The sequence below is a fragment of the Nakamurella lactea DSM 19367 genome, from assembly GCF_000426645.1.
In the GTDB taxonomy this organism is placed as follows: Bacteria; Actinomycetota; Actinomycetes; order Mycobacteriales; family Nakamurellaceae; genus Nakamurella; species Nakamurella lactea.
In genome coordinates, this window is record NZ_KE384550.1 from 298,091 (window position 1) to 324,779 (window position 26,689).

A 26,689-nucleotide genomic window follows, 5' to 3' on the forward strand; every position below is an offset into this window, starting at 1 on the left:
GCCGCTTCAGTGCCGTCCGACGATCGGCCACTCCTCGGTGTGACCGTCCGGGTGCACGGCCAACAGCTTGCTCCACATGTTCGTGGTGCCGCAGGCGTGGTGCGGGATCACCCTCAGCAGGTCGCCGACCTTCAAGCGATCGGTACCGGATCCGGCGAGAAACCCGTGCTCCTCGTTGGTCTCGATGAACTGCAGGTCGGAGACCGGCGAGCCGTCGAGGTTCACCAGAGTTCCGGCGCCCTTCATCTTGGAGATCGAGTCAGCACTCATCGCCTTCGACCCGGCGTCGATGATCGCCGAGCCGTCCCGGTTCACCGACACCACACGGGTCACCACCGACGAGGCGCACTGCCCGATTTCGCAACTGCCGAGCGCGGTCTGGTTGCCGTCGAAGTAGACGTAGGTACCTGGCCGGCCTTCGGTGACGCCCTCGGCGAACGGAGCCGACCGCATCCCAGGGGTCGAGCCGACCGAGACGATGGCGCATTCGTGGCCGGCCGCACCGAGTTCCGCCGCGACGGCCGCCAGCCGGGCCCCGACGTCGGTGCCGGCAATGTCCAACGCCGACCGATCGCCGAGATAGCCGGCGAGCTGGCCCTCGTGGGTGATGACCCCGCGCAACTCGATGCCGGGCAACGTCTTCAGTTGATTCTGGACGGCGAGCGCATTCGCCGGCAGCACCCCGGTGCGACCCTGGCCGGTGTCGATGTCCAACAGATAGCCGACGGTGACGCCGGCCGCGGTTGCCGCCTGCGAGATCGGCTCGGCCACCGCGAACGAGTCGACGATGATCGTCAGCCCGGCGGCCATCTCAACGACGAACTCCACCTTGCCCGGCCCGACGGGCTGATGGGCCCAGAGCAGGCCGGTGAACCCGGCGGCCGTCAGTTCGCGAACCTCGGCCGGCGTCGAGCAGGTGAAGCCGATGGCGCCGGCCGCCCGCTGTCGCTGCGCGACCTGGACGCACTTGGAGGTCTTGAAGTGTGGCCGGAGCGAGACTCCCGCTTCGGCGAAAATCGCTGCGGTGGCGGCGATATTCGCATCCATCCGAGCAACATCGACGGTGAACACCGGGGTCTGGACGGTGGACCAATCGGTCTGGGCGAGCGCGGCCATCAGAGTTCGATCCCGAGTGCCGGCCGCTGGTCGCCGGTCAGAATCCAGTCCAAGGTCTCCTTGGCCAGTGTCGGGGCGCCTTCCGGTACCTCGATCTCACCCAGGGCCGTCAGTCCGGCGATCGCGTCGGTGGGGGTCCAGAGCGGGAAATCTGAACCGAACACCAGCTTGTCCACCACTCCCCATTCCTGCGCCCGGATCAGCGCGCGGTGCCCGTCGGCCGGTCGGAACCAGGACGCAGAGACATCGGAGAACACCCGGCGGTTCTTCCGGAGCACCACCATGGTGTCCCGCTGCCACGGGTGGCCCATGTGGGCGATGATCTGCGTCAGCCCCGGGTGCCGGCGGGCCACCTCGTCGACGACCAGCGGCTGGCTGACGTCCAGCCGGCCCTCCGGCGACGGCGTCGCGCCCATGTGCCACAACACGATCAGCCCGGCGTCGTCGGCCGCGCGGTAGAACGGATCGAACCGCTCGTCCCGCGGATCGAAGTGGGCCAGTACCGGGTACAGCTTGATCCCGCGCAGCCCCAGCTGCACGCCGTACCGCAGCTGCTCGAGAACGTCGTCATCGGTGGGATCCAGCGCCATGAAGCCGATGCAGTTGGTGGTCGATCGCTTGACGAAGTCGGCGATCCAGTCGTGCGGGGTGGCCACGCCGGCCCTGGTCGCCCGCAGGCCGAAGACGAAGGTCGTGCCGACCCCCGCCATCGCGGCGTCGTACTCCTCGACCGAGGTGGAGTGCGCCGGCTCCCGGTACACCGGTTCCCAGTTCTTCTCCCACTCCGGACCCCATTGTTCGGGGGTCATCGCGTGGGTATGGACGTCGAGAATCAACTTCGGTGCCTTTCGCCTCGTCTGGTGCTCTGTTGGTCAGGTCGGTCAGGTGGTCAGCACTTGGCCGGGCCGGGCGCCGGTGTCGGCACCGTCGTCCAGCACGACCTGCCCGTTCACCACGACCATGGTGATTCCCGCAGCGAACTGCTGCGGGTCGTCGAAGGTGGCGGTGTCCGCCAGTGTGCTCGGGTCGAACACCACCAGGTCGGCCGGGTGGCCGTCGGCGAGCAAGCCCCGGTCGGCGAGCCCGACCCTGGCCGCAGGGGCAGACGTACAGCGCCTGATCCCGTCCGCCAGATCGTCGGCGTACCGCGACAGGTAACGCGGGAAGCAGCCGTAGGAGCGGGGGTGCGGCTGCCCGGCGGCGCCGGTGGGGCCGGCCGGGTCGAGTGCCTGGCCGTCGGAGGCGACGACGGTGGCCGGATGTGCGAGAACGGCGCGCAGGTCGGCCTCGCTGCGCCCGTAGGCAACGATCATCACCGAGGCGCCGTACTCGGCCAGTAGATCGAGGGCCACCTCGTCGCCGGTCGTTCCCGCGGCGCTCGCGAGGGCGGCGACCGTCTCTCCGAGGAACGCGGCGTTCGCCGGGTCGTCGGCGCGCCGACCGTTGACCGCGTTCACCACGATGTCGTTCCAGTCCGATGCGGTCTCGGCCCAATGGGCGATCACCCGCGCACGGACCTCGGGGTCCCGCAGCCGGGGGGCGAACACCTCGCCGCCGCCCTCCTGGGCCCAATCCGGCAGCAGCTGGCTCAGCGGGCAGTTGCCGGCCAGGTACGGATAGATGTCGACCCCGACATCGATACCGGCCGCCCGGGCGGCGTCGACGGCGGCCAGTGCATCGTTCACCGCGCCCCAGTTACGCCGGCCGACGGCGGTCAGGTGCGAGATCTGCAGCCGGCAGCCGGTGCTGGTCGCCACCCGGATCGCCTGCCGCACAGAGGGCATCAGGTCGTCGGCGTAGTCCCGGATGTGCCAGGCGAAGAGCTTGCCGTGCCGGGCCACCACCTCGCCGAGAGCCATCAACTCGGATTCCTCCACGTAACACAGGGGGGCATAGACCAACCCGGTGGAGAGACCGACAGCGCCGGCGGCCAGTTCGGTGTCCAGCAGGTCCACCATGTCGGCCAGTAGCGCTTCGGTGACCGGACGGTCGTCCAATCCGACCACCCCGGCGTGCAATGACAGGTGCGGGACGAGGGCGGCGACGTTCTGCGCGGGGCCGGCCGCGGCCACGGTGGCCAGGTAACCCTGCATGTCGCGCCAGCCGACCGACACCTGCGGGTCGAGATCCAGGTAACCGACGGCGTCCCTGATGCCGGCCAGATCCGCCGCCGCGCCCCCGGGTTCCGCGGCCCGCGCCGGGTCCGGCAACGGGGTCAGTCCCAGGCCGCAGTTGCCCACTACCTCGGTGGTGACGCCCTGGTGGATCTTGCTGCCGCCCAACGGGTTTGACAGAAGAGTGAGATCGGAATGGGTGTGGATGTCAACGAATCCCGGACAGACAACCAGCCCGGCGACATCGCGAACCACCGGCGGCGAGCCGGCGGCGTCGATGGCCGCCACGATGTCGGCGGGGTCGACGACCAACAGGCCGTCGGCGATGCCGACGTCCCGGACGACAGGAGGGTTTCCAGCTCCGTCGTAGACGAGGCCGCCGACGAGCAGCAGATCCATCGTTCGAACTGAACACGAAACGGCCTTTCACGTCAAGGTGACGGGCCCGACCTGGACCGTTGTAGGAATGGGCTCTAAGCTGATTTCACCGCGAGTGAAACGCGGTTTCGCCACCACGGCGGTGGCGTCACGAGAACGGTTCGTCACAGAAGGGACGACATGACCGTCAGCACCGACCCGTTGGGCATCGGTATCGTCGGCGCGGGATTCATCGCCGACTCCCATGCCCAAGCGGCACAAGGCCATCCGGGCCTCCGACTGGCCGCGGTCAACGACCGCAATCCAGTCGCCGCGGCCGCCCTGGCCGCCAAGTACGGCGCCACCGTCAGCCCCGGTCTCGACGAGTTACTGGCCGATCCGGCCGTCGACATCGTCATTATCGGAACCCCCAACGACACCCATGCCGAGCTGGCTCTGGCTACGGCCGCAGCGGGCAAACACCTGCTGCTGGAGAAGCCGCTGGCGCTGTCCGTCGCCGATTCACAGCGGGTCGCGGACGCCTTCACCGAACGCGGCCTGACCCTGCTGATCGGTCATACGCACCGGCACAGCGACTACGCGATGTCCGTGTCGGCCGCGCTGCAGTCGGGTGCGGTGGGGACGCCGCGCTCGATGCGGCTCGCGATCGCCGGCGGTTGGATCTGGGGTAGCTGGGGCGCCTGGGTGCTCGACCCGAAACGCAGCGGCGGCCACGCCTTCCACAACGGCGTGCACCTGTACGACCTGGCGCACTGGTGGATGGGCTCGCCGGTGGAGCGGGTCTTCACCATGGGCCAGAAGATCACCGCAGCGGCTCTGGAGATCGACGATGCGCTGGTTGCCACCCTCGAGTTCGCCAACGGCAGCACCGCGGTCTGCGAGATCTCCCGTGGCGAGCGGCCGAGGTCGACCAACGTGTTCGAGATCGTGGTGCACGGCACTACCGGCACCCTGACCCGCAGGTGGAACTCGGACGGCACCGTTGCCTTCACCGACGAGGTGGTCGGCGCGCTCGGCGCAGCCGGGACCTCGCCGTTCGGTCGCCAGCTCGGAGTGATGCACGACGCCATCGTCAACGGCACCCCGGTTTTCCCGGCCGTTGCGGACGCCATTCATTCGATCGCGATCGCCGTTGCCGTCGAGCAGTCGGCCCGCACCGGCGAGGTTGTCGACGTCTCCCGCCAGGAAGGAACGAAGGCATGACGACCCGCGTCTTGCTCGCCGGCGCCGGAACTCCCGGACACCGGCAGGACCACCATCGCGACATGTACGGACCCGCCGTTCAGGGCCTGGAAGGGTTCGAGCAGGCGGAGACACTGGACGACGCCGACCTGGTGATCATCTGCGCTGACGTCAACAAGCCGGACGAGCTGGCCGACCTGTTGCAGCGGAGCGCGGATGCCGGCAAGCCGGCGGTCGTCGACAAGCCGACCCTGCTGCCGACCGCGGTGCTCGCCGACCTGGCCGCGCGTTTCCCGAACGCCGTCGCCGCCCACCACCCGCGGTTCCACCCGGCCATGACCACGGCCCGCGGCCGCGCCGTCTCCGGTGGCCTCGGACTCTTGCACGCCGTGCACGGCGAGTTGCTGGTCGGTCCTGGCGACGGCCCGCACCCGCTCGGAGAGCTCCGCAACCTGGCCGTCTACGCACTGGACGTCGTGCAGTCGCTGATCGGCGACCTGCACGGCCGTGCCCACGCGGTCATTGCGCAGGCCGGACCGGATGGCTCCGGCGAGGCGATCACACTGTCGCTGCGCTGCCGGCCGGATGTGGCCGTCAGTCTGCTGATCGGCCGGGCCGGTCCCGGCGCCGGCGAAGCGAATGCGGTACCGGACAACAGCATCCTGCACCGCTACCGCATCCTCGGTAGCCACGGGCAGCTGTTGGTCGACCTCGATTCCCCCGCCTTCGACGTGATCGGCACCCACCGCGGGCGGTTGCCGTTCGGCCCGAGTTCGGTGGACTCCCTCATCCGGTCGGTCGCCGACGGCGGCACCCGACCGGGACTCGGCATCGCCGCCGACCTGGCCGCCGTCATCGACGCCCTCAACACCTCCGCGGCCACCCATCGTGCCGTCGACTTCTGACCTTCCACCACAGCGAAAGAGATTCCGATGAAACTGCTGACCTACCGCCGTACGGACGATTCGATCGGCCACGGCATCCTGACCGACGACGGCACCGGCGTGATCGAACTCGGTGACGGCGACCTCGCCACCGTGGTCGCGGCCGGGCTCGTCCCCGCCGCGCCCACCGCTCCGGCACAACGGTTCGACCTCTCGGACGTCACCGTGCTGGCGCCGCTGCAGGCCCCGGGCAAGATCATCTGTGCCGCCAGTAACTACCAGGAGCACATCGACGAGGGCGGCGGCACCCGGGTCGACAAGACCAGGACGAGCCCGAAGCTGTTCAACAAGTTCGAGAACGCGATCGCCGGCCCGGACGACACCTTCCTGATCCCGGAGATCTCGGCAGCTGCCGACTGGGAGGTCGAGCTGGCAGTGGTGATCGGTCGCGAGGGCCGCAATATCGCCACCGACGACGCGTTGGATCACGTGTTCGGTTACGCCACGGCCAACGACCTGTCGCTGCGGGCACTCGACAAGATCGGCTTCGAGCGCGACACCGAGAATGCCTGGGTCGGCTTTTTCGACTGGCTCGAGGGCAAATGGGCCGACAACTCGGCTCCGGTCGGCCCGTACCTGGTGACCGCCGATGAGATCCCGGACCCGCAAAGCCTGCCGATCCGACTCGCGGTGAACGGCGAGATTCGTCAGCAGTCGACGACCGGCGGGATGATCTTCACCTGCGCGGAACTCATCGCGTTCGCCTCCCGGCTGTGTACCTTGCGCCCGGGGGACATAATCCTCACAGGCACACCAGCAGGTGTGGGTGCGACGACCGGGACCTACCTGAACGACGGGGACGTCATGGTTGCCGAGGTCGAGGGACTGGGGAAGCTGGTGACTCCCGTCCGCACCGCATGAACAATCGGAGGAATGAGCTGTGGCGACAAAGGATGACGATGAAGTCGGCCGGTACCGGGCGCAAACTCTGACCAGAGGTCTCACGGTGCTGCGCACCATGGCCGACGTACGTGAGCCGGTGACGCTGCAGGACCTGCACGACCGCACCGGGATCCCCAAGCCGACCCTGGTGCGGCTGCTGGCCATCCTCACCCAGGAGGGTTGCACCATCCGGCTGGATGAGCGACCCACCTATGGCCTGGGGCCGACGGTGACCGCCATCGCCGCCGGCGTCGCCGACGATCTTCATCCGGACGAGCTGGCCCGGCCGTACCTGCAGCGGTTGTCCGCGGCGGTCGGGCACACGGCGAACCTGGGGGTGCTGACCGGGAATCAGGTGCTGCACCTGTGCGTGGTGCTGGCCGACCGGCCGATCCGCTACATCGTGCACACCGGCAGCCGGGACGACCCGCACTCGACCGGACTGGGGAAGGCATTGCTCGCCCAGCTGGACACGGCCAGCGTCCATCGGATCGTCGGCGACGGGCCGATGGATGCCAAGACACCCCGCACCATCACCACGCGTTCGAAACTGGACGCCGAGCTGAAGCGGGTCCGGAAGCAGGGTTACGCCTACGACGATCAAGAAGGTGCGCTCGGCTTGAGCTGCTTTGCGGTTCCTGTGGTCGTTGGCCAGAGATCTGTTGCTGCGGTGAGTATTTCCGGTCCGGCCGGCGAGCTGTCGGCCGATCGGCACGCGGACATCGTTCCGGAGCTGACGAAGATCGCCACCCAGATCGCCGCCGACCCACGGCTGGCAAAGGCCTTGGTCACCATCCACCCGGGCGACGGACTCGACGAGTCCTGACCACAGAATGACAACGAGAGGAAACACCCGCTGTGCCTGCCATTGAAAGTCCCGACATTCCAGCCCCTGGCGTCCCGTTGAGTGCCGGATACCGCGCCGGTGATCTGCTGTTCGTGTCCGGTCAGATCGCCAGCAACGGCGACGGCTCGGTCCTGATCGGCGACTTCGAGGACGAGGTGAACAAGACCCTCGACAACGTCGAGGCAATCCTGAAGGCCGGCGGCGCCGACTTCTCGAACGTGGTGAAGGTCAACGCGTGGCTGTCGAACTCGTTGCTGTTCGCCAAGTTCAACGAGATCTATCGGCAGCGGTTCGCTGCGGCTACCGACGTTCCACCGGCGCGGACCACCATGGTGGTCGCGTTCGGACATGCCGACGTGCGGGTCGAGGTCGACGCGATCGCCTATCTGGGCGAGTGATCCGCCGGCTCTCAACGGCAATGGCCCCGTCTGCTCAACCGCAGCCGGGGCCATTGCCGTCTCCGCGATGGGCCGGGATCGGCCGAGCGGTGCCGAGGCTAGATCCGAACGTGGGCGGCGATCCTGAACTCCGGCGCAACTCCGCGGTCGCCGGTCGCCAGGCCGGCCAGCGACGCGCCGATCGCGGGGGTGAACTTGAATCCCTGACCGGAGAAGCCCGCTCCCACCACCACCGGACCGACCCGGTCGAGTACGAAGTCCGAGGTGGGCGTCATCGTGTAGGTGCAGCTGATCATCTCGGGCCGCTCCGCGTCGAGCCCTGGCATCCATGACCGCACGTAGCTCCGCAGCGCGGCCAGCTCCTCGGCGTCCCAGTCATCCCGTCGGGCGTCCGGATCGACCGGCACTCCCCCGCCGTGCCAACCGATCTTCACGCCACGGCCGGGTTCCAGCAGGCCGTAAATGCTGCCGTACGGCGAGTCCACGATGTGCCGGAACGACGGCCACGGGACCTCTGCAGCCGGGAAATGCGCCGGCTGCACCTGGAACACCGCCAGCTGCGGAAGATCCACCAGCGCGCCGAGCACCTTCGATGTCCAGGCCCCGACCGTCACGATCGCCCGCTTCGCGGTGACAACCTGCGGACCGTCCTCGCCGTCGATGGTCACCGCGACCTCGTCATCGCCGATGACCTCCAGTCGCACCGCCGGGGTCCGGTAGCGCACCTCACCACCATGGCGGGCCACGCCTTCGTGGAAGGCCTCGACCGAATCCCAGGCGCGCACCCGGCCACCGTCGGGGGCGAACACGACGCGGCCGTCGAACCTGATACCCGGCCAGCGGGCCGTCGCCTCGGCGACATCCAATTCTCCGGCCCGGAACCCCGAAGTTCGGAGGGCGGCGAGGATATCGTCTGCCCGGGCGTCCCCGCCGTGGCCGACCATTCCGACCCGGTCGATGAGCACGCGGTCGCTCTCGGCTTCCAGCTCGCGCCAGAGGCGGTCGGACTCGACGAGCAGGTCCTGAAAGTACGACTCGGCGTACAGCAGGTTGAAGTTGCGGAAATCGCCATGGGAAGCACCGCGATCGTGACGCGGTCCGAAGCGCTCGAGCAGCAGCACCGAACGGCCGGCCCTGGCCAGACTCCACGCCGCGGCCGCGCCCATCGCCCCGCCGCCGATCACTACAGTTTCGACATCAACCACAGCAATGCTCCCTGTTCACAGTGACAGCTCGGCAACAGCACTCATGATCCGCCACACGCCCCGCTGGTTGACGGCGGTGCCGTCACACGCCTCGTAGAAGATCCGCAGGCGCGACCCACCGCTGCGCCCTGGCAGCTGCAGGATGCTCAGTTCCGAGCACTTCGCCGCGTCCGGTGCGCCTTCGGTCGGGACGATCGCCGGCTCGGCTTCCTTGTGCCAGGTGAACCCGTCCTCGGAAGTGGCGGCCAGGATCTGCGCCCGATTGTTCGCGCTGTAGCCCGCGTAATACATCCGATAGCCGCCGCCGGCGATCTTCATGACCTCCGGCGAGAAGGCCGCCGTCGAATCGAGGGGGCCGTTCTGCTCGATGCGGATGCCCGGCTCCTCCGCGAAGGTCAGACCGCCGTCGCGCGAGACGGCACTGAGGACTCCGCGGTCCCGCTCGTAGAAGTAGAGCCGGACGCCGCCGTCCTGCAGGTAGGTGATCCGGGGAGTATTGACACCGCGATCCCCGGTGTCCAGACGGACCCCTGGCTCGAGTTCCCACTCCCAACCGCCGTCATCGGAGATCGCGCTCCGAATGCTGGTAGCCGCCGACTGGGACCCCGGACAGCACTCGAAGTACATCCGCAGCGACCCGCTCTCGCCGGGGACGGCGACCACCTCCGACGAGACGACGCGCAGGTCGCCGGCTGCACCCTGCTGTGGGGTCAGCCGGACACCCGGGTCCGGCGTCCAGCTGTCGCCGTCAGCAGACGACGCGCTCAGGATCCGGCTGGTCGACGTGTCGTAGTCGTTGGCCCCAGCGGGAAATCCGGGCCGAGGACGGATCTGGGTGTAGTACAGCCGGTAGCTGCCGTCGGCCATCCGCAGTGCGCGCGGGCTGACGACACCGCACCGACCCGTTCGGATCGCACTCGTCGGCCACCGGCCGTCCGGCGCCGGATCGACCTCAGTGTCGGGTGGCGCATCGATCACGATCCTGGGGTCCTTGACCCAGGTCCGCCCGGGATCGACCGGCACCGTGTACGACTGGGGCGAGGCCGGACGCGGGAGGGTCAGGTCCATCATGGCTCGGTCTCCAATGAGTGCCGGGAAGGACAACCATGCGAACGGCCCCGCCCGCTCGTCGGCGCAGGCGGGGCCATTGTCGTTGCCGGAGTATGTCAGCCGCGACTGACGATGTCGTCGTCGATCATGCTCTGGAGCGCGTCCTGGGCGGCATTCAGACTCATGTCGATGTCCTCGGCCGTATGACTGCCCGAGATGTGGTTGCGCTTGAGTGGCAACGGCAGCATCAGCACACCACGGTCGATCATTCTGCGGTGGAACTGGATCGCCGCCTGCACGTCGTTCTCCAGCAGGTCCTTGAACCCGCTCGCCCGGTGGTCGATGAAATAGGTGGAGAAGGTACCACCGAAACCGACCACCTCAGCGGTGATCTCCAGCTCCGACAGGATCCCCCGCAGCCCACTGCGCCAGCGCTCACCGAGAGCATGAGTCCTGGTGTAGAAGTCCGGGTTGTCCTTGAGGTAGGTGATGGTCGCGATCCCGGCAGCACACGAGGTGGCATTGCCGTTGAACGTACCCATCAACGCGACCTTGCCGCCGGCCGCATCGAAGTTCTGCATCAACTCCCGCTTACCGCCCAGCCCCGCCACCGGATACCCGTTGCCCATGGCCTTGCCGAAGGTGGTGAGGTCAGGGGTCACTGCGCAGATCTGTTGGTAGCCGCCGAGAGCGTGCCGGAACCCGGTGATCACCTCGTCGAAGATCAGCAGTGCACCCTGCTCGGTGGTCAGAGTCCGCAGGCCCTCGATGAATTCCTTGGTCGGCACCAATGCACCGACATTGTGCGGGATCGGCTCGACGATCACCGCGGCGATCTGCTCGGGGTACTGCTCGAACAGCGTCTTCACCGACTCCAGGTCGTTGAACTCCGCGATCAGCGTCGACTGCCAGGAATCCGGCAAGATTCCCGCCGTCACCGGGTCGTCGCCATAGGCACGTTCCTTCGGCGAGATCACGTTGCGGGCAACGGATTCGCTCCAGCCGTGGAAGCCGCCCTGGAACTTGACGAGGTACTTGCGGTCGGTGCTCGCCCTGGCCAGTCGGATCGCGTAGGCGACCGCCTCACTGCCACTGTTGAGAATCACCGTCTGCTCGACGCTGGGCAGCACCTCGACGATCAACTCGGCGAGCTTCACCTCTGCCTCGCTGACGCCATAGCCACTGAGGTCCAAGGTGTCAGCTGCGGCCGCCATCGCATCTTCGATCACCGCGTGCCGGTGTCCGAGCAGGATCGCCCCGAACGCCGCGTGGTAATCCAGGTATCGATTTCCGTCGAAGTCCGTGATGTACGCACCGGCGGCCGACTCGAACGCGTACGGCGCACCGTTGCGCCGGGTTCCTGAGTTCACCCCACCGGGGATCACTGCGGTCGCCCGGTCGGCGAGCGCCTTGCTCTTGGTGTGGCTATCGGCGCTCACCGGAGTGAATGTCAGATCTGCTGCGGCCATGGTGAGCCTCCGTGCCTTTCGATTGCTGTTCCGCCATAATGAAATACCATTTCACTATAGACCCCCAGGGGCGGTCACGGCGCGTCGGCGTACGCTCCGACCGGCTCGCCACCGAGGACGTCGATCGCCTGCGGGAAATGGCAGGCCATCTCATGGACCGACCCGGCCCGGCGCCCCGGAGTCGGCAGCAGCACGGGCGCCTGCTCGGCGCAGATGTCCTGCGCCTTCCAGCATCGGGTGCGGAACCGGCATCCACTGGGTGGGTTGCTCGGGCTCGGCACGTCGCCACGGAGCACGATCCGCTCCCGGACGACGGCGGCATCCAGATCGGCAGACGGGATGGCCGACAGCAACGCCTGGGTGTAGGGATGGGTCGGCCGGGTAAAGATCTCCTCCCGCGATCCCACTTCCACGATCCCACCGAGGTACATCACGGCGACCCGGTCACAGATGTGCCGGACAACGGACAGGTCGTGCGAGATGAACAGGTAGGCCAGTCCGCGCTCGTTCTGCAGGCGCTCCAGTTGGTTGAGCACCTGCGCCCGGATCGAGACGTCAAGGGCGGACACCGGTTCGTCGAGCACGATCACTCGCGGCTCGAGCACCAGCGCTCTGGCGATCCCGATCCGTTGCCGCTGGCCGCCGGAGAACTCGTGGGCGTACCGCGATCCCTGCTCCTGGGACAGTCCGACTGCAACCAGGGCATCAGCCACCCGTTCGGCACCGGTGCGGCCGTTCTCGCTACGGCCGTACCGCTTCTGCACCCGGAGCGGTTCGGCGACGATGTCGTGCACCGTCATCCGGGGACTCAGCGATGCGTACGGGTCCTGGAAGACAATCTGCACGTTGTTGCGCAGTCCGTCCTCGCCGGCCAGATCGACCTGCTTGCCGTCCAACAGGACCTGACCGCCGGTCGGTGTCTCCAGCCCCATCAACATCCGCCCGGTGGTGGACTTCCCGCACCCGGATTCGCCGACCAGGCCGAGGGTCTCACCGGCCTGCAACTCGAAACTCACGCCGTCGACCGCGCGAACCGGCGGTTTCGGCTTCGAGAAAATGCCGGTTCGCGTCGTGAAGTACTTCTGCAGGCCGACGGCAGCCAGCACCGGCTCGGCCGGCGGACGTGGTTCTTCACTCATGAGCGGACCTCCGAATCGTCCGGCGCGACCTGCTGCTCGGGTGCGCTCGCACCGACCTCGTCCGGAAAGTGGCAGGCGGACAGATGGTCTGTGCCGACCTCGAGCAACGGCGGCCGTTCGGCCGCGCAGATGTCCCTGTCCCGGCCGATCACGCACCGCGGCTGGAACGGGCACCCCTTCACCTTGGCCAGAATGCTGGGCGGATTACCGGGAATCGGCGTCAGCTCGGCGTCGTCCCTGGTCAACGACGGCAAGCTGGCCAACAGCCCGGCCGTGTACGGATGACGCGGCTGGCGGAAGATGGTGGATACCCTGCCGGTTTCCATCACCCGTCCGCCGTACATCACCATCACCCGCTCGGCCAGTTCGGCGACGACCCCGAGGTCGTGGGTGATGAAGATGGTCGCCGCGCCGGTCTCCTGCTGACTGTGCCGGATCACGTCGAGCACCTGTGCCTGGATGGTGACGTCCAGCGCTGTCGTGGGTTCATCGGCGATCAACAGCGCCGGGTCGTTCGCGATCGCCATTGCGATCATCGCCCGCTGCCGCATACCGCCGGAGAACTCATGCGGGTATTGCCGAGCCCGCAGCTCGGGTTGTGGAACGCCCACCAGGGCAAGCAGTTCGACGGCCCGCTCCAGCGCCTTGTCCTTGGACAGTCCTCGATGAATCCGAATGCCTTCGGCAATCTGCCGCCCCACCCGCTGGACCGGATTGAGCGCCGTCATCGGATCCTGGAAGATCACCCCGACCGCGCTCCCGCGGAGTTTGCGCAGCGTCCGCTCCGACGCCCCGACCAGTTCCTGGCCCTGCAAGACGATGGAGCCACCCGCGATCCGGCCTGGCGGTGACGGGACCAGACCGAGAATGGACATCGCCGTCACCGACTTCCCCGAACCCGATTCGCCGACCACGCCAAGAATTTCGCCGGCCGCGATGCTGAACGAGACGCCGTCAACGGCGTAGGCGCGACCGGCGTCGGTGCGGAACTCGACCTGCAGATCGGTGACCTGCAGCAGTGGTTGTTCGTCGCCGATCGGCGCGGTGTCCTTCGTGATCGAGACCTGTTCCGTCATATCGGCACTCCTAGCGCTGCCGGGGATCCAGCGCATCGCGCAGGCCGTCCCCGACGAAATTGATGGCCAGCACGGTGAGGGCGATCGCCAGCCCCGGTGGCAGCCAGAGCCACGGCATCGACGAGATCACCGTGTACTGCTGCGCCGCCTGCAGCATGTTGCCCCAACTCGCAGTCGGTGGCTGGATCCCGACGCCGAGGAAGGACAGCGCGGCTTCGCTGAGGATGAATCCGGCCACCTCGAGCGTCATCAGCACCACCACCTGACTGAGCGCCGCCGGCAATAGGTGCCGACTGATCAGCCACAGTGGTTTGGCGCCGAACGCGCGCGACGCCTGCACGTATTCGCGCTCCCGCAGCGACAGGATCATCCCGCGGACCACCCTGGCCGTCTGGGTCCAGCCGAACAGGGCCAGCAGGATCACCATCACGATCACGTTCGCCCCGAAGATGCCGACCACGACGATGATCGCGACCAGGTTGGGGAACGACATGAACACGTCGGCCATCCGCATGAAGGTCGAATCCACCCAGCCGCCAAGGGTGCCGGCCAGCGCACCGATCAGCGACCCGATGAGCACCGCCAGCAGGGCTGCCGAAAAGCCGATGAGCATCGAGATCCGGCCGCCGTAAACCAGTCGGGCGAATACATCACGACCGACGCCGTCGGTGCCCAGCAGGTGGTCACCGGTTGGCTTGGCCCTGACATTGAGCGGATCGACGGTGTAGGGATCGAGGTGCATGAACACCGGCAGCAACAGCACGCCGAGCACCAGCACCACCAGCACCACGGCGCCGGCTACGGCGAGTCTGTTGGACATGTACCGCCGCAAGGCCATTCGCGATGGCGAGCGCCGGACCGCGGCAAGTCCCTCTGCCGCGTCGTGCGAATGGTCCGCGGCCGGCGCCGCCGCCGGCAGGTTCGGATCAAAGGTTGCTGTCATCGGAGTTTCACCCGCGGATCCACCAGTGTGTAGAGGACGTCGGCAACGAGGTTGGACAGCAGTACCAGGATCGCGGTCAACATCGCGAACGCGATCAGCACCGGGAAGTCGTTCTTCGCAGCCTCGTCGACCACCATCGAACCCATCCCCGGCCAGGCGAAGACGGACTCGATGAGTACCGCCCCGCTGAGCAGCTGCGGAATCATGTAGGCGATGACGGTCAGGATCGGGATCAGCGCGTTCCGGAACACATGCTTGACGACCACTCCGCCGCGGGTCAGGCCCTTGGCGAGCGCCGTTCGCTGGTAGTCGGCCGTCAGTTCGCTGATCATCGCGCCGCGGACGAACCGCAACAGGCCGGCCGACATGGTCAGGCCCAGGATGGTCACCGGCAGGATGAGGTGCTTGAGTGCGTCCGCCGTGGTGTGCACGCCGGTCGTCGACATACCGGCCGACGGCAGGAGTTTGAGCTTCACCGAGAACAGATAGATGGCCATGATGCCGATGAAGAAGCCGGGCGTCGAAATGGTCAACATGCTGAAGAAGGTGATGACGTAATCGACGATGCGGTTCTTGCGGACGGCGGCCCAGGTACCGAAGACCAGCGCGATCACGATGGCCAGGATCATGCCGAGGCTCATCAGCTCCAGCGTGGGGACGATCCGCTCGCCGATGATCTCCGAGACCGGACGGCCGTTGACGATCGACAGTCCCAGGTCGCCGGTGAAGGCGTGTCCGATCCAGGTCAGGTACTGGATCGGCAGTGCCCGGTCCAGGCCGAGCTCATGCCGTTTGGCGGCGATGAAGTCCTGGGTCGCGGACGTGTATTGATCCGGCGGGATCTGCATCGCGATCGGGTCGCCGGGCGCCAAGTGGATGAGGGTGAACACCACAATGGTGATCAGGAAGAACACCAGGACGGTGGAGGCGAGCCGGCGCAACAGGTAGGCACCCACGAGTCACCTCCTTCCATAGGTTCTCCGGCAGGGCCGGTGCGTTCATGCAGCGTTGGGGGCCGCGGCGAGCGGCCCCCAACGCTGGGGTGGTCACTCAGGGTGACCAACAGATCCTGCCCGATCGATCAGGATGCCTTCTTCCAGTTCCACGGTTCGAACCAGGAGTTGGCCAGCGCCTGCGGCTGGAAGCCCTGGAACGTCTTGCCGACGGCCCACAGGCTCTTCGGCGAGTACAGCCACATCTGCGACGGGTCCTCGTTCTCGATCTTCGACGCCTGCTGGTAGAGCTTCGTCCGGGCCGCCAGGTCGTTCTCCTGGTTCGCCTTGGTGAGCAGGGCGGAGAACTCCTTGTTGCAGTACAGGCCGTTGTTCGGTCCCTTGCCCGGCTCCTGGCACGAGGTGATCGGGATGACGCTGGCCGGCTCGGCGGTGTAATCGCCACCGCCGTACATGAACATGTCGAACTTGCCGACCGAGACGTGGTCCGGGATCCAGGACGCCTGCACCTGCTTGAGTTCGATGTTGATGCCGACGTTCTTGAGCTGGTTCTGCATCACCTGCGCAGCGGCGTCGCGGTCGGGGTTGCCGGCCGAGATCCAGGCCAGCTCAACCGGCTGGCTGGAGTCCCAGCCCGCCTCGGTCAGCAGTTGCTTGGCCTTGTCCGGATCGTAGGGGTAGTCGTTCAGGTCGGCGGCCTGCCACGGCGGCCCGAAGACGCTGTTGCGGACGATTCCCTGTCCCTTGATCGCGCCCTCGACGATCGACTTGCGGTCCGTCCCGTACAGGAAGGCCTGCAACACCTTCGGGTCCTGGAACCGCTTCTGCGACTGGTTCCACGCCGCCCGGACGAACCCTGCGGTGTCGATGGTGTCCACCGTCACGCCGTCGAAGCCCTTGACCACGTCCAGGTCCACCGGCGCGATGTTGGTCAGATCGAGCTCGCCGGTCTGCAGCTGCTGGGTCGCCACGTCGGAGGTCAGGATCTTCAGGAAGACGTCCTTGACGCCGACCTGGTAGCGGAAGTTCGGGTTCGCCGTCAGGTGCACGTACTGGTCGGTCTTGAACTCCGCCACGGTGAACGGCCCGGTGCCGACCGTCGGCTTGGCGAAGTACGGATCCTGGGTGAAGGTCTTGATCGGCAGCTTGCCGACGACATGCTCCGGGAGGATCTCGATCGTGCCGATCTGGCCGAGGAAGCCGACGTTCGGCTCCGTCAGCTTGATGACGAAGGTCTGATCGTCCGGCGTGGAGAATCCGGAGATGGTCTTCGCCTTGCCGGACGCGAAGTCGTCGATGCCCTCGACCGTGCTGAACAGGGTGGCCGCCCGGCTCAGGTCCATGTTCGGATCGGCCGCCCTGGTGTAGGTGAACAGCACGTCCTTGCTGGTCAGCGGCTGCCCGTCACTCCACAACACGCCCTTCTTGATCTTGAAGGTGAAGGTCTTGGCATCCGAACTGATGGTCGGTGTCCCGTCCGCCAGATCCGGCACCAGCGCGCCGCTGGGGCTGGCGATCAACAGCGGTTCGTAGACCAGCGAGATGACTTCCTGATCCGGCCCGGAAGCGCCGTGCAGCGGATTGAAGAAGCCGTTCGGCTTCTGGTACATGAACAGGTTCAGCGTGCCGGTGGCGTTCGCTGCCGCCTGTCCGGCCTCGGCCGGGGTACCGGTAGTGCCCTCGGTCGCCTCCGCGCCCCCGGTGGTCGCCGCGCTGGTCGCCGCGGTACCTCCGCTGGTCGCCGCGGTATCGGCTGCGGATGACGCCTCGGTGGTCCCGGCGGCGGGGGAGGACGTCTGTCCGGTCGCCGCCGATGTGGTCTCGTCCGCAGGGTTACTCGGGTCCGAGCACGCGGACAACACCATGGCCGCCGCCACAATTCCGGCCACCATGGCCAGCATCTTGCGTTGTCGCTTCATTGACACCTCTTCGGCTGGTCGAAGAGACGAGATCGACTGATCCCGTCCGAACTACACGGATTGAAACGCTATTTCACAGCATGGGGGGAGGTTGCCGGACTGTCAATAGGCTGTTATCCACCCGTTGCAAGGACTCGACCTTGCATCATCGACGTCAGGTCCCTCACTCCCCGCTGGCATGGAACGGCATTTCGTGAGCGCTACGTTATACGTACCACCCGTCCGCCAACGAGCGCCCGGCATCCGGGCGCGCGGCATCACAGATGCGCCTCACCTGCACTGATGCGGTCAGCGATCCGGTAGCTGAACCGGGGCCTCCCCGGGGCTGTCGGCCCTGAGCGGGTCACCCGTGACCTGCTGCGGCGCCACCCCAACGCGAGCACGCAGCCGCGATCGGCGCCACTGGAGGGCCACGACATTTGCCAAGACCAGCGATCCGTAGGGGATGGTCGAGTAGAGCATCGCACTCTCACCGGACGGCAGCGCGTAGCTGAACCACAGCGCTTGGTTCACCAAGATGAGAACCATCCCGAGCAACGACACGCCGGCCGGGTCGGATGTCCCAGGTGGTTGCCAGCGGCAGCCGGCGGGCCTGGCAGAGTTGGGCCAGGACCCACCCCGGGGTGGGGAAGAGCAGCGCGTCGGGCGACAGGATCTGCGGGATGCCAGTCAGCAGACCGAAGAGAGCGCCGCGATCCAGCCGACGGCATCCACGACGGACACGAGACGACCCCTACGTGACGGCGAAAGAAAGGAGAAAGGAGAGAATCGCGAAATCCGGCCGGCACGTACATGACCTGGTGCAGTTGACCCCCCTCAAGTGCAATGACCTAAGGGGGGGCAACCGGCGGCCAGGGCGGGGGCCCGATGCTGAATTCGCCTTTGATGGCCAGGCTGAGCTCAGGTGACGATGGGGAATTCCGCGCGAACGTTCATCCTGGAATAGGTGATATGGCTGGTCAGTGCGTCGAACTCCTGCGCCTGGGGAGTCAACGGGAGCAGCGAATGGGTCTCGCTGCGGAACCGGACATAGGCTTCGGCGACATCGACGCCGGCGGCGCGCCCGAACTCGCCGTTGTAGGACTCGATCAACTTCCGGGCGAAGAGGCCGTCGTAGCCCTGGCTGACGAAGCAGTCCATGGCCGCGATCTTGCGTCCGACCACCGGGGTGATGTCGATGAACATGTCGTTGCGCTCGCCGTAACTGGACAACGCATCGCGGGCGATCGACTGCATTCCGGTGAAAAAGACCTGTCGCACGTTCACTTCGGCCTGGCCATCGAGGACGGTCAGGAACTGGGCAGCGCGGTCAAGGGCCGCAATGGCCGTCATCGTGGCGGTGGTGTGCGATGATCCCGAGACAACTGGATTCAGCGGGTAGTCACAGATCAACACGTCCGGGCGGTGCAGCGCGATCTGCTCTGCAACCTGATCCACCATCTCTTCACTCACGACGGCCATACGATCGTCGTTGTCGAGTGTCACGACGGTGCCGATTCCGATGATTTCGGCGGCCCGTCGTAGCTCTTCCTTCTTGTTGTCAACGACGTCCTGCAGGCCGGCCGCCGCAATGGCCGGGTCCGGATTTTCCTTGCGCATCTCTTCGGCGTACTTGTTCGGGTGGATCCGACCGCCGTGGGTGAGTATGACGGCGACGATTTCGTCGCCATTATCCGCATGCCGTGCCAGCATGCCGCCGCAGTTGGTGATGGTGTCGGCGGGATGGGCGTAGATCGTCATGATCTTCATTCCGGCTCGTCTCTCTCTGGCTGCTGACCTGGGGCTCCACTCAATGTGAAACGCGATTCCATTACAGCACACGGGGTGCCGGTACGGGACACCCCAAGACGATCCCGGAGCGCACCTCTCCGGGCCGACGAGCCGGCGCCATCGCGCCGCCGACCCGCCGGTCCGGGCGGCCGACCAGGAGGCCGGGCGGGCTACTCGCCCAAGCGCTGGCGCAACAGAGCCAGGTCGTCACGCAGCGACGTCGGCACGGTGTCGCCGAGCTTGTCGAACCACTCCTGGATCAACGGGATCTCCCGCCTCCACTCGTCCGGATCCACGGCGAGCGCCTCGGCCACCGCATCGTCGGTCATGTCCAGCCCGTCGATGTCCAGTTCCCCGGCTGCCGGCACGTAGCCGATCGGGGTCTCGGCGGCGCCGACCCTGCCGTCCAGCCGGTCGATCACCCACTTGAGCACCCGGGAGTTCTCGCCGAAGCCCGGCCAGAGGAAGCCACCGTCGGCATCGCGGCGGAACCAGTTGACGTAGAAGATCTTCGGCAATTTGTCGTCGGCGGCGCTCTTGCCGACATTGATCCAGTGACCGAGATAGTCGCCGGCGTTGTAACCGATGAACGGCAACATGGCCATCGGGTCGCGACGGACCACACCGACCTTTCCGGTTGCGGCGGCGGTGGTTTCGCTGGACAGCGTGGCACCCATGAAGACGCCGTGCTGCCAGTCCCGGGCCTGGGTCACCAGTGGCACGGTGTCCTTGCGCCGGCCGCCGAACAGGATCGCCGAGATCGGCACGCCGACCGGCTGGAAGTACTCGTCGGCGATGATCGGCACCTGGGTGATCGGCGTGCAGAACCGCGAGTTCGGGTGGCTCGAGGGCTCCTGGCTCGCCGGCGTCCAGTCCCGGCCCTTCCAGTCCGTCAGGTGCGCCGGCGGCTCCTTCGTCATCCCCTCCCACCAGATGTCGCCGTCGTCGGTGAGGGCGACATTGGTGAAGATCGAGTTGCCCTTCTCGATGGCGCGCATGGCATTCGGGTTCGTCTGGTAGCCGGTGCCGGGCGCGACGCCGAACAGGCCGAACTCCGGGTTGACGGCGTACAGCCGACCGTCCTTACCGAAGGTCATCCAGGCGATGTCGTCGCCGAGGGTCTCCACCGTCCAGCCGGGGATGGTGGGCTCGAGCATGGCGAGATTCGTTTTGCCGCAGGCACTCGGGAAGGCGGCGGCGATGTAGTGGGTGGTGTTCTCCGGCGAGGTGAGCTTGAGGATCAGCATGTGCTCGGCCAGCCAGCCCTCGTCGCGGGCCATCACCGAGGCGATCCGCAGCGAGTAACACTTCTTGCCCAGCAAGGCGTTTCCGCCGTATCCGGAGCCGTAGGACCAGATCATCCGCTCCTCGGGGAACTGGGTGATGTACTTGGTGTCGTTGCACGGCCACGGCACGTCCTTCTCGCCTGACGAGAGCGGCGCGCCGACCGAGTGCAGCGCCTTGATCCAGCGGGCACCGTTGTTGATCAGCTCCAGTGCCTTCGCGCCCATCCGGGTCATCACCCGCATCGAGGCGACCACGTACTCCGAGTCGGTGATCTCCACGCCGAGCATCGGCGACGGCGCGTCGTACGGACCCATGCAGAACGGCACCACGTACATCGTGCGGCCGGCCATGCTGCCGCGATAGTGCTCGCTCATCTCGGCCTTCATTTCGACCGGGTCGCGCCAGTTGTTGGTCGGGCCGGCGTCCTTCTCTCGGGCCGAGCAGATGAAGGTCCGGTCCTCCACCCTGGCCACGTCGGACGGGTCGGAGGCGCAGTGGAAGGAGTTCGGCTTGGCCGTCAGGCGGGTGAACGTGCCGGCGTCGATGAGCTTGTCGGTGATCCTGGTCCACTCAGCATCCGAACCGTCGACGAAGACGATCCGATCGGGGGTGGTCAGCGCGGCCACCTCCCGTACCCAGGCCAGGAGCTCCGAGTCGTAGCCCGCGGTCGGCTGCGCGGTCAGATCGGTACCTGAGTTGGTGGCGTTCTCGGCTACGGCTGTCATGTCGTTGGCTCTCCGGAATCGTCGAGGCCCGCCGATAGTGCTGCAATCGACGGGCGCGGCAGGTGATTTGCCAAACGGTAGACCGAACTGCCGAAGGATTGCCGGTGTGTCGCTGAGGAAAGCGTCTCAGAATCGAGAAAGAGATCGATTCAGATTCGTGACGGTCACCACCCCCTGTTCGAGCCTGTTGGGACGTGTCCGACGGTGTGCGGCCGTCAGCTGCGAGGGAGCGGCGGCTCGGGCCGGTAGCGAAGAATGACGATGCCCGAGCCGAGCCTGATCACCTCCAGCAGTTCCAGCCGGGTGTTGAGTCCTTCGCTGAGCAGCAGATCGTCCGGCCCGCCGACCCCGGCCAGCATCGGATGCACCCAGAGGAACAGCTCGTCCAGCAGCCCGTGCCGGACCAGGATCTTGGCCACCGGCCCGTAGCCGTGCATCAGGATGTCCCGGTCGGGGTCACGCTTGAGGTCGGTGACGGCCTCGACGAGATCCCCGGCCAACACCGTGGTGTTCGCCCATTCCGGCGACTGCAACGTGGTGGACGCGACGTACTTTTCCATCAGGTTGATCCGGTCGGCCATCTCGCCGTCCCGTTCCGGCCAGGTCGCGGCGTACGCGTCATAGGTGTTGCGACCCATCAGGAGTGCGTCGTGCTCGTTCAGTTGCCGGATGGCGAAGGCGTCGGTCTCGGCGTCGATGAAGTCGAAGTGCCAACGGTCCATGTGGTTGATCACGCCGTCGAGGCTGACGAAGGTCGAACTGACGATCTTTCCCATGATGTTCTCCTGTTGTCGCTGGTGGTCACCTGGACGGTGGGATGTTGGCATTGAGATGGAAGACGTTCTGCGGGTCGTAGGCGTTCTTGAGCTCGGTCAGCCGCGCGAGTTTCGCCGGCGAGTACGCCCGCCGCACGCCGTCGGCACCCTCGTCACCGAGGGCGTTCACGTAGGCGCCGCTGGCAAACGGCGCCAGCCGCGCGGCGTAGCTGCGGGCAGCGTCGATCCGCGCCGCATCCTGCGCCGGGTCGGTCCAGCCGGTGCCGGCATTCAGTTCGAACGCGACGCCGCGGTGACTGAAAGCCGAGGCGTCGTCGGGCACGTCGGCGATTGCTCCGCCGTAGGCCTGCAGGCCGGCGCCGGGGAACATCGGATCGTCGGCCCCGGTCACCAGCTGCTCAATGGCCTCGTCGGTCAGGCCGGTGAAGTAATGGTTCTTGGCGTACCGTCGCTTGCCGTGCCGGCCGGCGGTGTCGATCCGGGTCTGCAACTGCAGGTAGGACGAACGGACGACCCGCTCACCGCACGGCCGGCCCAACGACCTGATCGCCGGCAACAACGAGGTGTCACCCTGCCGGTCGCCGGTCCAGACGTAGCCGACCGTTGCCAGCCCGTTCTCGATGTCGGCGGTGAAGGTGGCCTGCCGCGGCGCGGTCGCGTTCAGATCCCGCCAGCCGCGCAGCACCGCGGCCGCCTGATCGAGCGGGAAGTCCACCTCGACCGACGATGCGTTGGACCCGGTGTCGTGCAAGCGGAATGCGAACTCGGTGACGATGCCGAAGTTGCCGCCGCCACCCCGCAGGCCCCAGTACAGGTCCGGGTGCTCGGCGGCACTGGCAGTGGTGATCGACCCGTCGGCCAGCACCACCGTGAACGAGGTGACGTTGTCACAAGCCAGTCCGTGCTGCCTGGCCAGCCAGCCCATGCCGCCGCCGAGGGTCAGCCCGCCGACTCCGGTGTGCGAGACGTTGCCGGCGGTGGTGGCCAGGCCGAACTCCTGCGACGCGCGGTCGAGCGCGCCCAACAGCGCACCGCCCTGCACCAGTGCGGTGCGGCTCGCCGGATCGACGGCGACGCCGCCCATCGGCGTCAGGTCGATCATCAGTCCGCCGTCCGGGACGGCGTGGCCGGCCGCGCTGTGCCCACCACAGCGGACGCCGATCTCCAGGTCGAGTTCACCGGCCGCTCGGACCGCCGCCGCCACATCGTCAGCGCCGGCGGCCCTGACGATCAGGCGGGGATGGCGATCGACCGCGGCGTTCCACACCGAACGGGCCCGGTGGTAGCCGGTATCTCCCGGCAGTAGCACCGTTCCCCTGATCATCCTGGTCTGCTGCCGGAGCTGGGTTGCTGTGGTCATGAAAGAACTCTGACGCCGGCCTGCCGGGTCGGTAAGGTCCAATCCGATGACGGAAATCAGGACCAGCCCGTCGGCGACGAGCGGCCCGCTCGTCTCGCTGGATCCGGACTCCTCGACGGCGAAGCACGTCCAACTGGAAGCGGCGATCCGCGACGCGATCCGCGGCGGCCGGCTGTTGCGCGGCCAACAACTGCCCTCCACCCGGCAGTTCGCCGCCGACCTCGGGCTGTCCCGTGGAGTCGTGGTCGAGGCCTACCAGCAGCTCACCGCCGAGGGCTACCTGACCAGCCGCGGCGGCGGCTACACGACGGTGGCCGCCGACCGGGCGCCGCCATCACCGGCGCCGCCGACGCCTCGGGCGCTGCCCAGGATCGACCTGCTCTACGGTCGCCCGGACGTCTCGCGCTTTCCCCGCGCCGCCTGGCTCCGGTCGATGCGCACGGTGCTGACGAAGGCCCCGCACGATCGGTTCAGCTACCTCGAGGGTTACGGGGCACCGGAACTGCGCAGCGCGCTCGCCAACTACCTGAACCGGGTCCGCGGCACCTGGGCGCCGGCCGACAACGTCGTGGTGACAAGCGGTTTCGCCCAGGCCTGGTCCTTGATCGTCCGGGTGCTGGCCGCCGCCGGCGTCCGCACCTTCGCGGTGGAGGATCCGTCCTTCGAAGACGTCCGGCCGATCGCCGCCGGCGCCGGGCTGACCGTTGTCGGGATCGGAGTGGACGACGAAGGCATCGACGTTCGCGCTCTGGTGGCGAGCGCGGCCGACGCCGTCCTGGTGACGCCGTCGCACCAGTTGACCGGCGCGGTGCTGTCGGCACCCCGACGGGCCGCCTTGGTCCGGTGGGCACAGCAGCGGAACGCGATCATCGTCGAGGACGACTACGACTCCGAGTACCGCTACGACCAGGTCGCCATCGGCAGTCTGCAGGGCCTGGCCCCCGATCAGGTGGTGTACGCCGGATCCGCCAGCAAGACGTTGGCGCCGGGCCTGCGGCTGGGTTGGCTGATCGCGCCGAACCGACTGGTCGGCGCCGTCGCCGCGGCCAAACTTGACGCCGACCGCGGCTCGCCGGTGATCGACCAGTTGGCCTTCGCCGACTTCCTGGAGACCGGCGCGTTCGACCGGCATCTGCGCACGATGCGCCCGCTCTACCATGCCCGCCGCGATGCATTGCTGGCCGCACTCGCCGCGCGGCTGCCGGAGCTGCGACCGGTCGGCATCTCAGCCGGGCTGCATCTGATGGTCTGGCTACCGACGGATCTCGACGAGCAAGCGGTGGTGACGGAGGCGGCGCGCCGGGGTCTGGGCATCAACGGACTGGCCCCGCACCGGATCGCCGCCGCCGACCGCGGGGCGCTGATCCTGGGGTTCGCCAAGGAGAACGAGCGGGCGATCGCCGACGGTGTCGACGTGCTGGCGGCGGCGATCAATGAGGTCCGTCGGACCCGGGGGACAGAATGACGACCATGTCGGTGACGCGTGCTCAGGTGCTGAAGTTCCGCTGGCGCGCGCACCAGCTGGACCGCGAACCGGGATCCGCCGCCGGCCTTGCCGACGTCGATCTGCTGGACTTCGGCGTGCAGGACACCGGGCCGGCAGCGGCCCGCTGGGCGCTGACCAACCGCGGGCTGACGGACTACGACGAGGCAGACACCTTGCTGGCCTGGACCTTACGGGTATCGCCCCACCTGTACCGGCGCGCCGATGTGGCGGCGATTGCGACGGCGAGCTCACCGTTCTCGGAGCCCGACGCGGCCAAACGCATCTTCGACGCGGCAAAACCGCTGACGGCGGCCGGCATCTCCGTGACGGACGGGCTGGCCGTCGTGGCGCGGGAGCAACGGAGAATCGTCGCGAAGCCGATGGTGAAGGGTGCCCTGTCGACTGCGCTGACGGCGGCGCTCGATCCGCCGTACCTGCGCGAGTGCGGCCCGTGTGGGTGTGTGCACTGCTGGGAGTCGTCATTCCGGATTGTTGGATTGCAGGCCGGCCTCGAGCTGCAACCGGGGACCTCTCCCCCGGTGCTGCAACGCATCCCGGGGTTCCGGGCGCCGCTGTACGGCCGCTCCGGCGCGGATGCCGATCCGCAATTCAGCGTGATCCGCAACTACCTGCGGTTCTTCGGACCAGCCCGACCGGCCGACGTCGCCGCGTTCCTCGACATGCCGACCAAGGTGGTCGCCGCGCACTGGCCGCAGGACACAGTGCCGGTCGAGGTGACCGACGCGCCGACGGTGCGGGGCGAGCGGTTCCTCCTGGCCGGGCAGCTCGAAGCCCTGACCGCAGCGCCCGAAATGAGCGGGACCACCAGGCTTCTCGGCCCGTACGACGCCTACCTGCAGGCGCGGGACCGGCCGATGTTGGTGGCCGATCCGGCGCACTCCAAGGACCTCTGGCGCATACTCGGGCGGCCAGGCGCGGTGGCCGTCGACGGCGAGATCGTCGGCACCTGGCGGCCGAAGTCCACCGGCAGCAAGCTGACGATCAACTGGGAGGCGTGGCTGCCGGTGACGGCCGGTGTGTGCAGTGCGGTCGCGGCGCAGGCGGAGCGACTGGCGACGGTCCGCGGGCAGACATTGAACAAGGTCACCGGGGGCTGACACGCCTTCCCCACCGGTCCGGTGCGCAGTTGCTGGCGGTCGGTGCGCTTACAGTCGTGGATGACGGAATGCTGATGCCCGCCTCAACCGGGAAGGCTCCGGATCCGACATGTTCGAACTCGCACTCAGCGGGCGCACGCGATTGTTTCCGATCATCGGCGACCCGGTGACCTACGCCGAGTCACCGGTGCGGCTCACCCGGACCTTCGCGCAGCGCGGTCACGACGCCGTGTGCATCCCCATGCAGGTGCCCGGACAGCAGGACCGCGGTGCTCACATCGAGAATGCACGAACGCTGCTCCTGGGCGCCGACGGCGCCGGCAGCGCGATCGCGATGGCGGAGGCAGGCGTCGGAGAACTCGTCATTCACGATGCCGACCCCTCACGAGCTGCCAAGCTCGTCGACCTGCTCGCCGGCCACGGTCGCGGCCGAGTGATCGTGGGGCCACCGGACCCGACGGGTTGCGATCTGGTGTTCAACGCGACGCCCCTCGGCATGGGCGATGGGGACTCGCTGCCGGTCGACCCGACACAGTTGAAGTCGTCCATGTT

General features: G+C 67.4%; 24 protein-coding genes. 7 read left to right on the forward strand and 17 right to left on the reverse strand.

The annotated features are described in order from the left end of the window. Positions 1 to 6: 6 nt before the first annotated feature. Genes K340_RS34815 through K340_RS0124945 form a run of 3 tightly spaced genes read right to left on the reverse strand, consistent with a single transcriptional unit; the run spans position 7 to position 3,629 of the window. Complete coding sequence (locus K340_RS34815; RefSeq protein ID WP_051267602.1) at positions 7 to 1,116, reverse strand: alanine racemase; 1,110 nt, start codon at positions 1,114 to 1,116, stop codon at positions 7 to 9. Further along, positions 1,116 to 1,952 carry an amidohydrolase family protein gene (locus K340_RS33215; protein WP_281170761.1) on the reverse strand — a complete coding sequence of 279 codons (837 nt, stop codon included), beginning with the start codon at positions 1,950 to 1,952 and terminating at the stop codon, positions 1,116 to 1,118. Before K340_RS33215 ends, K340_RS34815 begins: the two co-directional genes overlap by 1 nt. A 45-nt stretch (positions 1,953 to 1,997) precedes the next feature. Then, on the reverse strand, positions 1,998 to 3,629 hold the full coding sequence (locus K340_RS0124945; RefSeq protein ID WP_029138692.1) for an N-acyl-D-amino-acid deacylase family protein: 1,632 nt from the start codon (positions 3,627 to 3,629) through the stop codon (positions 1,998 to 2,000). Between the two features lie 159 nt (positions 3,630 to 3,788). Here K340_RS0124945 and K340_RS0124950 point away from each other — a divergent pair, with 159 nt between their 5' ends. The 5 genes from K340_RS0124950 to K340_RS0124970 are packed head-to-tail and all read left to right on the forward strand — an operon-like array spanning position 3,789 to position 7,861. Further along, positions 3,789 to 4,811, forward strand: a complete 1,023-nt coding sequence (locus K340_RS0124950; protein WP_029138693.1) for a Gfo/Idh/MocA family protein — start codon at positions 3,789 to 3,791, stop codon at positions 4,809 to 4,811. Next, positions 4,808 to 5,695 carry a Gfo/Idh/MocA family oxidoreductase gene (locus K340_RS0124955; protein WP_029138694.1) on the forward strand — a complete coding sequence of 296 codons (888 nt, stop codon included), beginning with the start codon at positions 4,808 to 4,810 and terminating at the stop codon, positions 5,693 to 5,695. Before K340_RS0124950 ends, K340_RS0124955 begins: the two co-directional genes overlap by 4 nt. Positions 5,696 to 5,722: 27 nt before the next feature. Next, positions 5,723 to 6,595 (forward strand): fumarylacetoacetate hydrolase family protein, encoded by an 873-nt coding sequence (locus K340_RS33220; RefSeq protein ID WP_037366633.1) that lies wholly within the window; start codon positions 5,723 to 5,725, stop codon positions 6,593 to 6,595. Between the two features lie 19 nt (positions 6,596 to 6,614). Next, the gene (locus K340_RS33225; protein WP_051267606.1) at positions 6,615 to 7,442 is read left to right on the forward strand and encodes an IclR family transcriptional regulator; all 828 of its coding nucleotides are present in this window, start codon (positions 6,615 to 6,617) and stop codon (positions 7,440 to 7,442) included. A 32-nt stretch (positions 7,443 to 7,474) separates the two neighbouring features. Then, complete coding sequence (locus tag K340_RS0124970) at positions 7,475 to 7,861, forward strand: RidA family protein (protein WP_084614953.1); 387 nt, start codon at positions 7,475 to 7,477, stop codon at positions 7,859 to 7,861. 98 nt (positions 7,862 to 7,959) lie between these two features. Here K340_RS0124970 and K340_RS33230 read toward each other — a convergent pair whose 3' ends face one another. From K340_RS33230 to K340_RS0125035, 13 genes are all read right to left on the reverse strand, one after another. Then, positions 7,960 to 9,066, reverse strand: coding sequence for an FAD-dependent oxidoreductase (locus tag K340_RS33230; protein WP_211229632.1), 1,107 nt, complete (start codon positions 9,064 to 9,066; stop codon positions 7,960 to 7,962). A 15-nt stretch (positions 9,067 to 9,081) separates the two neighbouring features. After that, positions 9,082 to 10,137 (reverse strand): exo-alpha-sialidase, encoded by a 1,056-nt coding sequence (locus K340_RS0124980; protein WP_029138696.1) that lies wholly within the window; start codon positions 10,135 to 10,137, stop codon positions 9,082 to 9,084. Positions 10,138 to 10,232: 95 nt separating this feature from the next. After that, complete coding sequence (locus K340_RS0124985; protein ID WP_029138697.1) at positions 10,233 to 11,555, reverse strand: aspartate aminotransferase family protein; 1,323 nt, start codon at positions 11,553 to 11,555, stop codon at positions 10,233 to 10,235. Positions 11,556 to 11,659: 104 nt separating this feature from the next. Next, positions 11,660 to 12,724 (reverse strand): ABC transporter ATP-binding protein, encoded by a 1,065-nt coding sequence (locus K340_RS0124990; protein ID WP_029138698.1) that lies wholly within the window; start codon positions 12,722 to 12,724, stop codon positions 11,660 to 11,662. Further along, positions 12,721 to 13,800 (reverse strand): ABC transporter ATP-binding protein, encoded by a 1,080-nt coding sequence (locus K340_RS0124995; protein WP_051267610.1) that lies wholly within the window; start codon positions 13,798 to 13,800, stop codon positions 12,721 to 12,723. The genes K340_RS0124990 and K340_RS0124995 overlap by 4 nt, the downstream gene beginning before the upstream one ends. A gap of 10 nt (positions 13,801 to 13,810) precedes the next feature. Further along, on the reverse strand, positions 13,811 to 14,743 hold the full coding sequence (opp4C, locus tag K340_RS0125000) for an oligopeptide ABC transporter permease (RefSeq protein ID WP_211229633.1): 933 nt from the start codon (positions 14,741 to 14,743) through the stop codon (positions 13,811 to 13,813). Then, positions 14,740 to 15,699, reverse strand: a complete 960-nt coding sequence (locus tag K340_RS0125005) for an ABC transporter permease (RefSeq protein WP_029138701.1) — start codon at positions 15,697 to 15,699, stop codon at positions 14,740 to 14,742. Before K340_RS0125005 ends, opp4C begins: the two co-directional genes overlap by 4 nt. A gap of 125 nt (positions 15,700 to 15,824) precedes the next feature. After that, positions 15,825 to 17,615, reverse strand: coding sequence for an ABC transporter substrate-binding protein (locus tag K340_RS0125010; protein WP_029138702.1), 1,791 nt, complete (start codon positions 17,613 to 17,615; stop codon positions 15,825 to 15,827). 288 nt (positions 17,616 to 17,903) lie between these two features. After that, entirely contained in the window at positions 17,904 to 18,128 is a 225-nt protein-coding gene (locus tag K340_RS0125015; protein WP_154674472.1) for a hypothetical protein, read from the reverse strand. A gap of 387 nt (positions 18,129 to 18,515) precedes the next feature. Beyond that, entirely contained in the window at positions 18,516 to 19,364 is an 849-nt protein-coding gene (locus K340_RS0125020) for a PIG-L deacetylase family protein (RefSeq protein WP_029138704.1), read from the reverse strand. 191 nt (positions 19,365 to 19,555) lie between these two features. Beyond that, a complete protein-coding gene (locus K340_RS0125025) occupies positions 19,556 to 21,397 on the reverse strand; it encodes a phosphoenolpyruvate carboxykinase (GTP) (protein ID WP_029138705.1) in 1,842 nt (613 codons plus the stop codon). Between the two features lie 215 nt (positions 21,398 to 21,612). Then, the gene (locus K340_RS0125030; protein ID WP_029138706.1) at positions 21,613 to 22,173 is read right to left on the reverse strand and encodes a dihydrofolate reductase family protein; all 561 of its coding nucleotides are present in this window, start codon (positions 22,171 to 22,173) and stop codon (positions 21,613 to 21,615) included. A 25-nt stretch (positions 22,174 to 22,198) separates the two neighbouring features. Continuing rightward, a complete protein-coding gene (locus K340_RS0125035; RefSeq protein ID WP_029138707.1) occupies positions 22,199 to 23,533 on the reverse strand; it encodes an FAD-binding oxidoreductase in 1,335 nt (444 codons plus the stop codon). A gap of 46 nt (positions 23,534 to 23,579) precedes the next feature. Between K340_RS0125035 and pdxR the strand changes: the two genes are divergently transcribed. Both pdxR and K340_RS0125045 read left to right on the forward strand, forming a co-directional pair. After that, complete coding sequence (gene pdxR / locus K340_RS0125040; protein ID WP_029138708.1) at positions 23,580 to 24,998, forward strand: MocR-like pyridoxine biosynthesis transcription factor PdxR; 1,419 nt, start codon at positions 23,580 to 23,582, stop codon at positions 24,996 to 24,998. A 5-nt stretch (positions 24,999 to 25,003) separates the two neighbouring features. After that, positions 25,004 to 26,137 carry a DNA glycosylase AlkZ-like family protein gene (locus K340_RS0125045; RefSeq protein WP_211229634.1) on the forward strand — a complete coding sequence of 378 codons (1,134 nt, stop codon included), beginning with the start codon at positions 25,004 to 25,006 and terminating at the stop codon, positions 26,135 to 26,137. A gap of 181 nt (positions 26,138 to 26,318) precedes the next feature. On the opposite strand, the gene K340_RS0125050 is transcribed toward K340_RS0125045, so the two are convergent. Next, positions 26,319 to 26,507 carry a hypothetical protein gene (locus K340_RS0125050; protein WP_029138710.1) on the reverse strand — a complete coding sequence of 63 codons (189 nt, stop codon included), beginning with the start codon at positions 26,505 to 26,507 and terminating at the stop codon, positions 26,319 to 26,321. Positions 26,508 to 26,689 lie beyond the last annotated feature (182 nt).

What these genes read in the sequence shown, in the direction of transcription:
- K340_RS0124980 (WP_029138696.1), bottom strand. Translation starts at nt 10,137, where the DNA reads ATGATGGACCTGACCCTCCCGCGTCCGGCCTCGCCCCAGTCGTACACG.
- K340_RS0125020 (WP_029138704.1), bottom strand. Translation starts at nt 19,364, where the DNA reads ATGAAGATCATGACGATCTACGCCCATCCCGCCGACACCATCACCAAC.
- K340_RS0125045 (WP_211229634.1), top strand. Translation starts at nt 25,004, where the DNA reads ATGTCGGTGACGCGTGCTCAGGTGCTGAAGTTCCGCTGGCGCGCGCAC.
- K340_RS0125030 (WP_029138706.1), bottom strand. Translation starts at nt 22,173, where the DNA reads ATGGGAAAGATCGTCAGTTCGACCTTCGTCAGCCTCGACGGCGTGATC.
- pdxR (WP_029138708.1), top strand. Translation starts at nt 23,580, where the DNA reads ATGACGGAAATCAGGACCAGCCCGTCGGCGACGAGCGGCCCGCTCGTC.
- K340_RS0125025 (WP_029138705.1), bottom strand. Translation starts at nt 21,397, where the DNA reads ATGACAGCCGTAGCCGAGAACGCCACCAACTCAGGTACCGATCTGACC.
- K340_RS0125010 (WP_029138702.1), bottom strand. Translation starts at nt 17,615, where the DNA reads ATGAAGCGACAACGCAAGATGCTGGCCATGGTGGCCGGAATTGTGGCG.
- K340_RS0124990 (WP_029138698.1), bottom strand. Translation starts at nt 12,724, where the DNA reads ATGAGTGAAGAACCACGTCCGCCGGCCGAGCCGGTGCTGGCTGCCGTC.
- K340_RS0124955 (WP_029138694.1), top strand. Translation starts at nt 4,808, where the DNA reads ATGACGACCCGCGTCTTGCTCGCCGGCGCCGGAACTCCCGGACACCGG.
- K340_RS34815 (WP_051267602.1), bottom strand. Translation starts at nt 1,116, where the DNA reads ATGGCCGCGCTCGCCCAGACCGATTGGTCCACCGTCCAGACCCCGGTG.
- K340_RS0124950 (WP_029138693.1), top strand. Translation starts at nt 3,789, where the DNA reads ATGACCGTCAGCACCGACCCGTTGGGCATCGGTATCGTCGGCGCGGGA.
- K340_RS0124995 (WP_051267610.1), bottom strand. Translation starts at nt 13,800, where the DNA reads ATGACGGAACAGGTCTCGATCACGAAGGACACCGCGCCGATCGGCGAC.
- K340_RS0125035 (WP_029138707.1), bottom strand. Translation starts at nt 23,533, where the DNA reads ATGACCACAGCAACCCAGCTCCGGCAGCAGACCAGGATGATCAGGGGA.
- K340_RS33220 (WP_037366633.1), top strand. Translation starts at nt 5,723, where the DNA reads ATGAAACTGCTGACCTACCGCCGTACGGACGATTCGATCGGCCACGGC.
- K340_RS0124945 (WP_029138692.1), bottom strand. Translation starts at nt 3,629, where the DNA reads ATGGATCTGCTGCTCGTCGGCGGCCTCGTCTACGACGGAGCTGGAAAC.
- opp4C (WP_211229633.1), bottom strand. Translation starts at nt 14,743, where the DNA reads ATGACAGCAACCTTTGATCCGAACCTGCCGGCGGCGGCGCCGGCCGCG.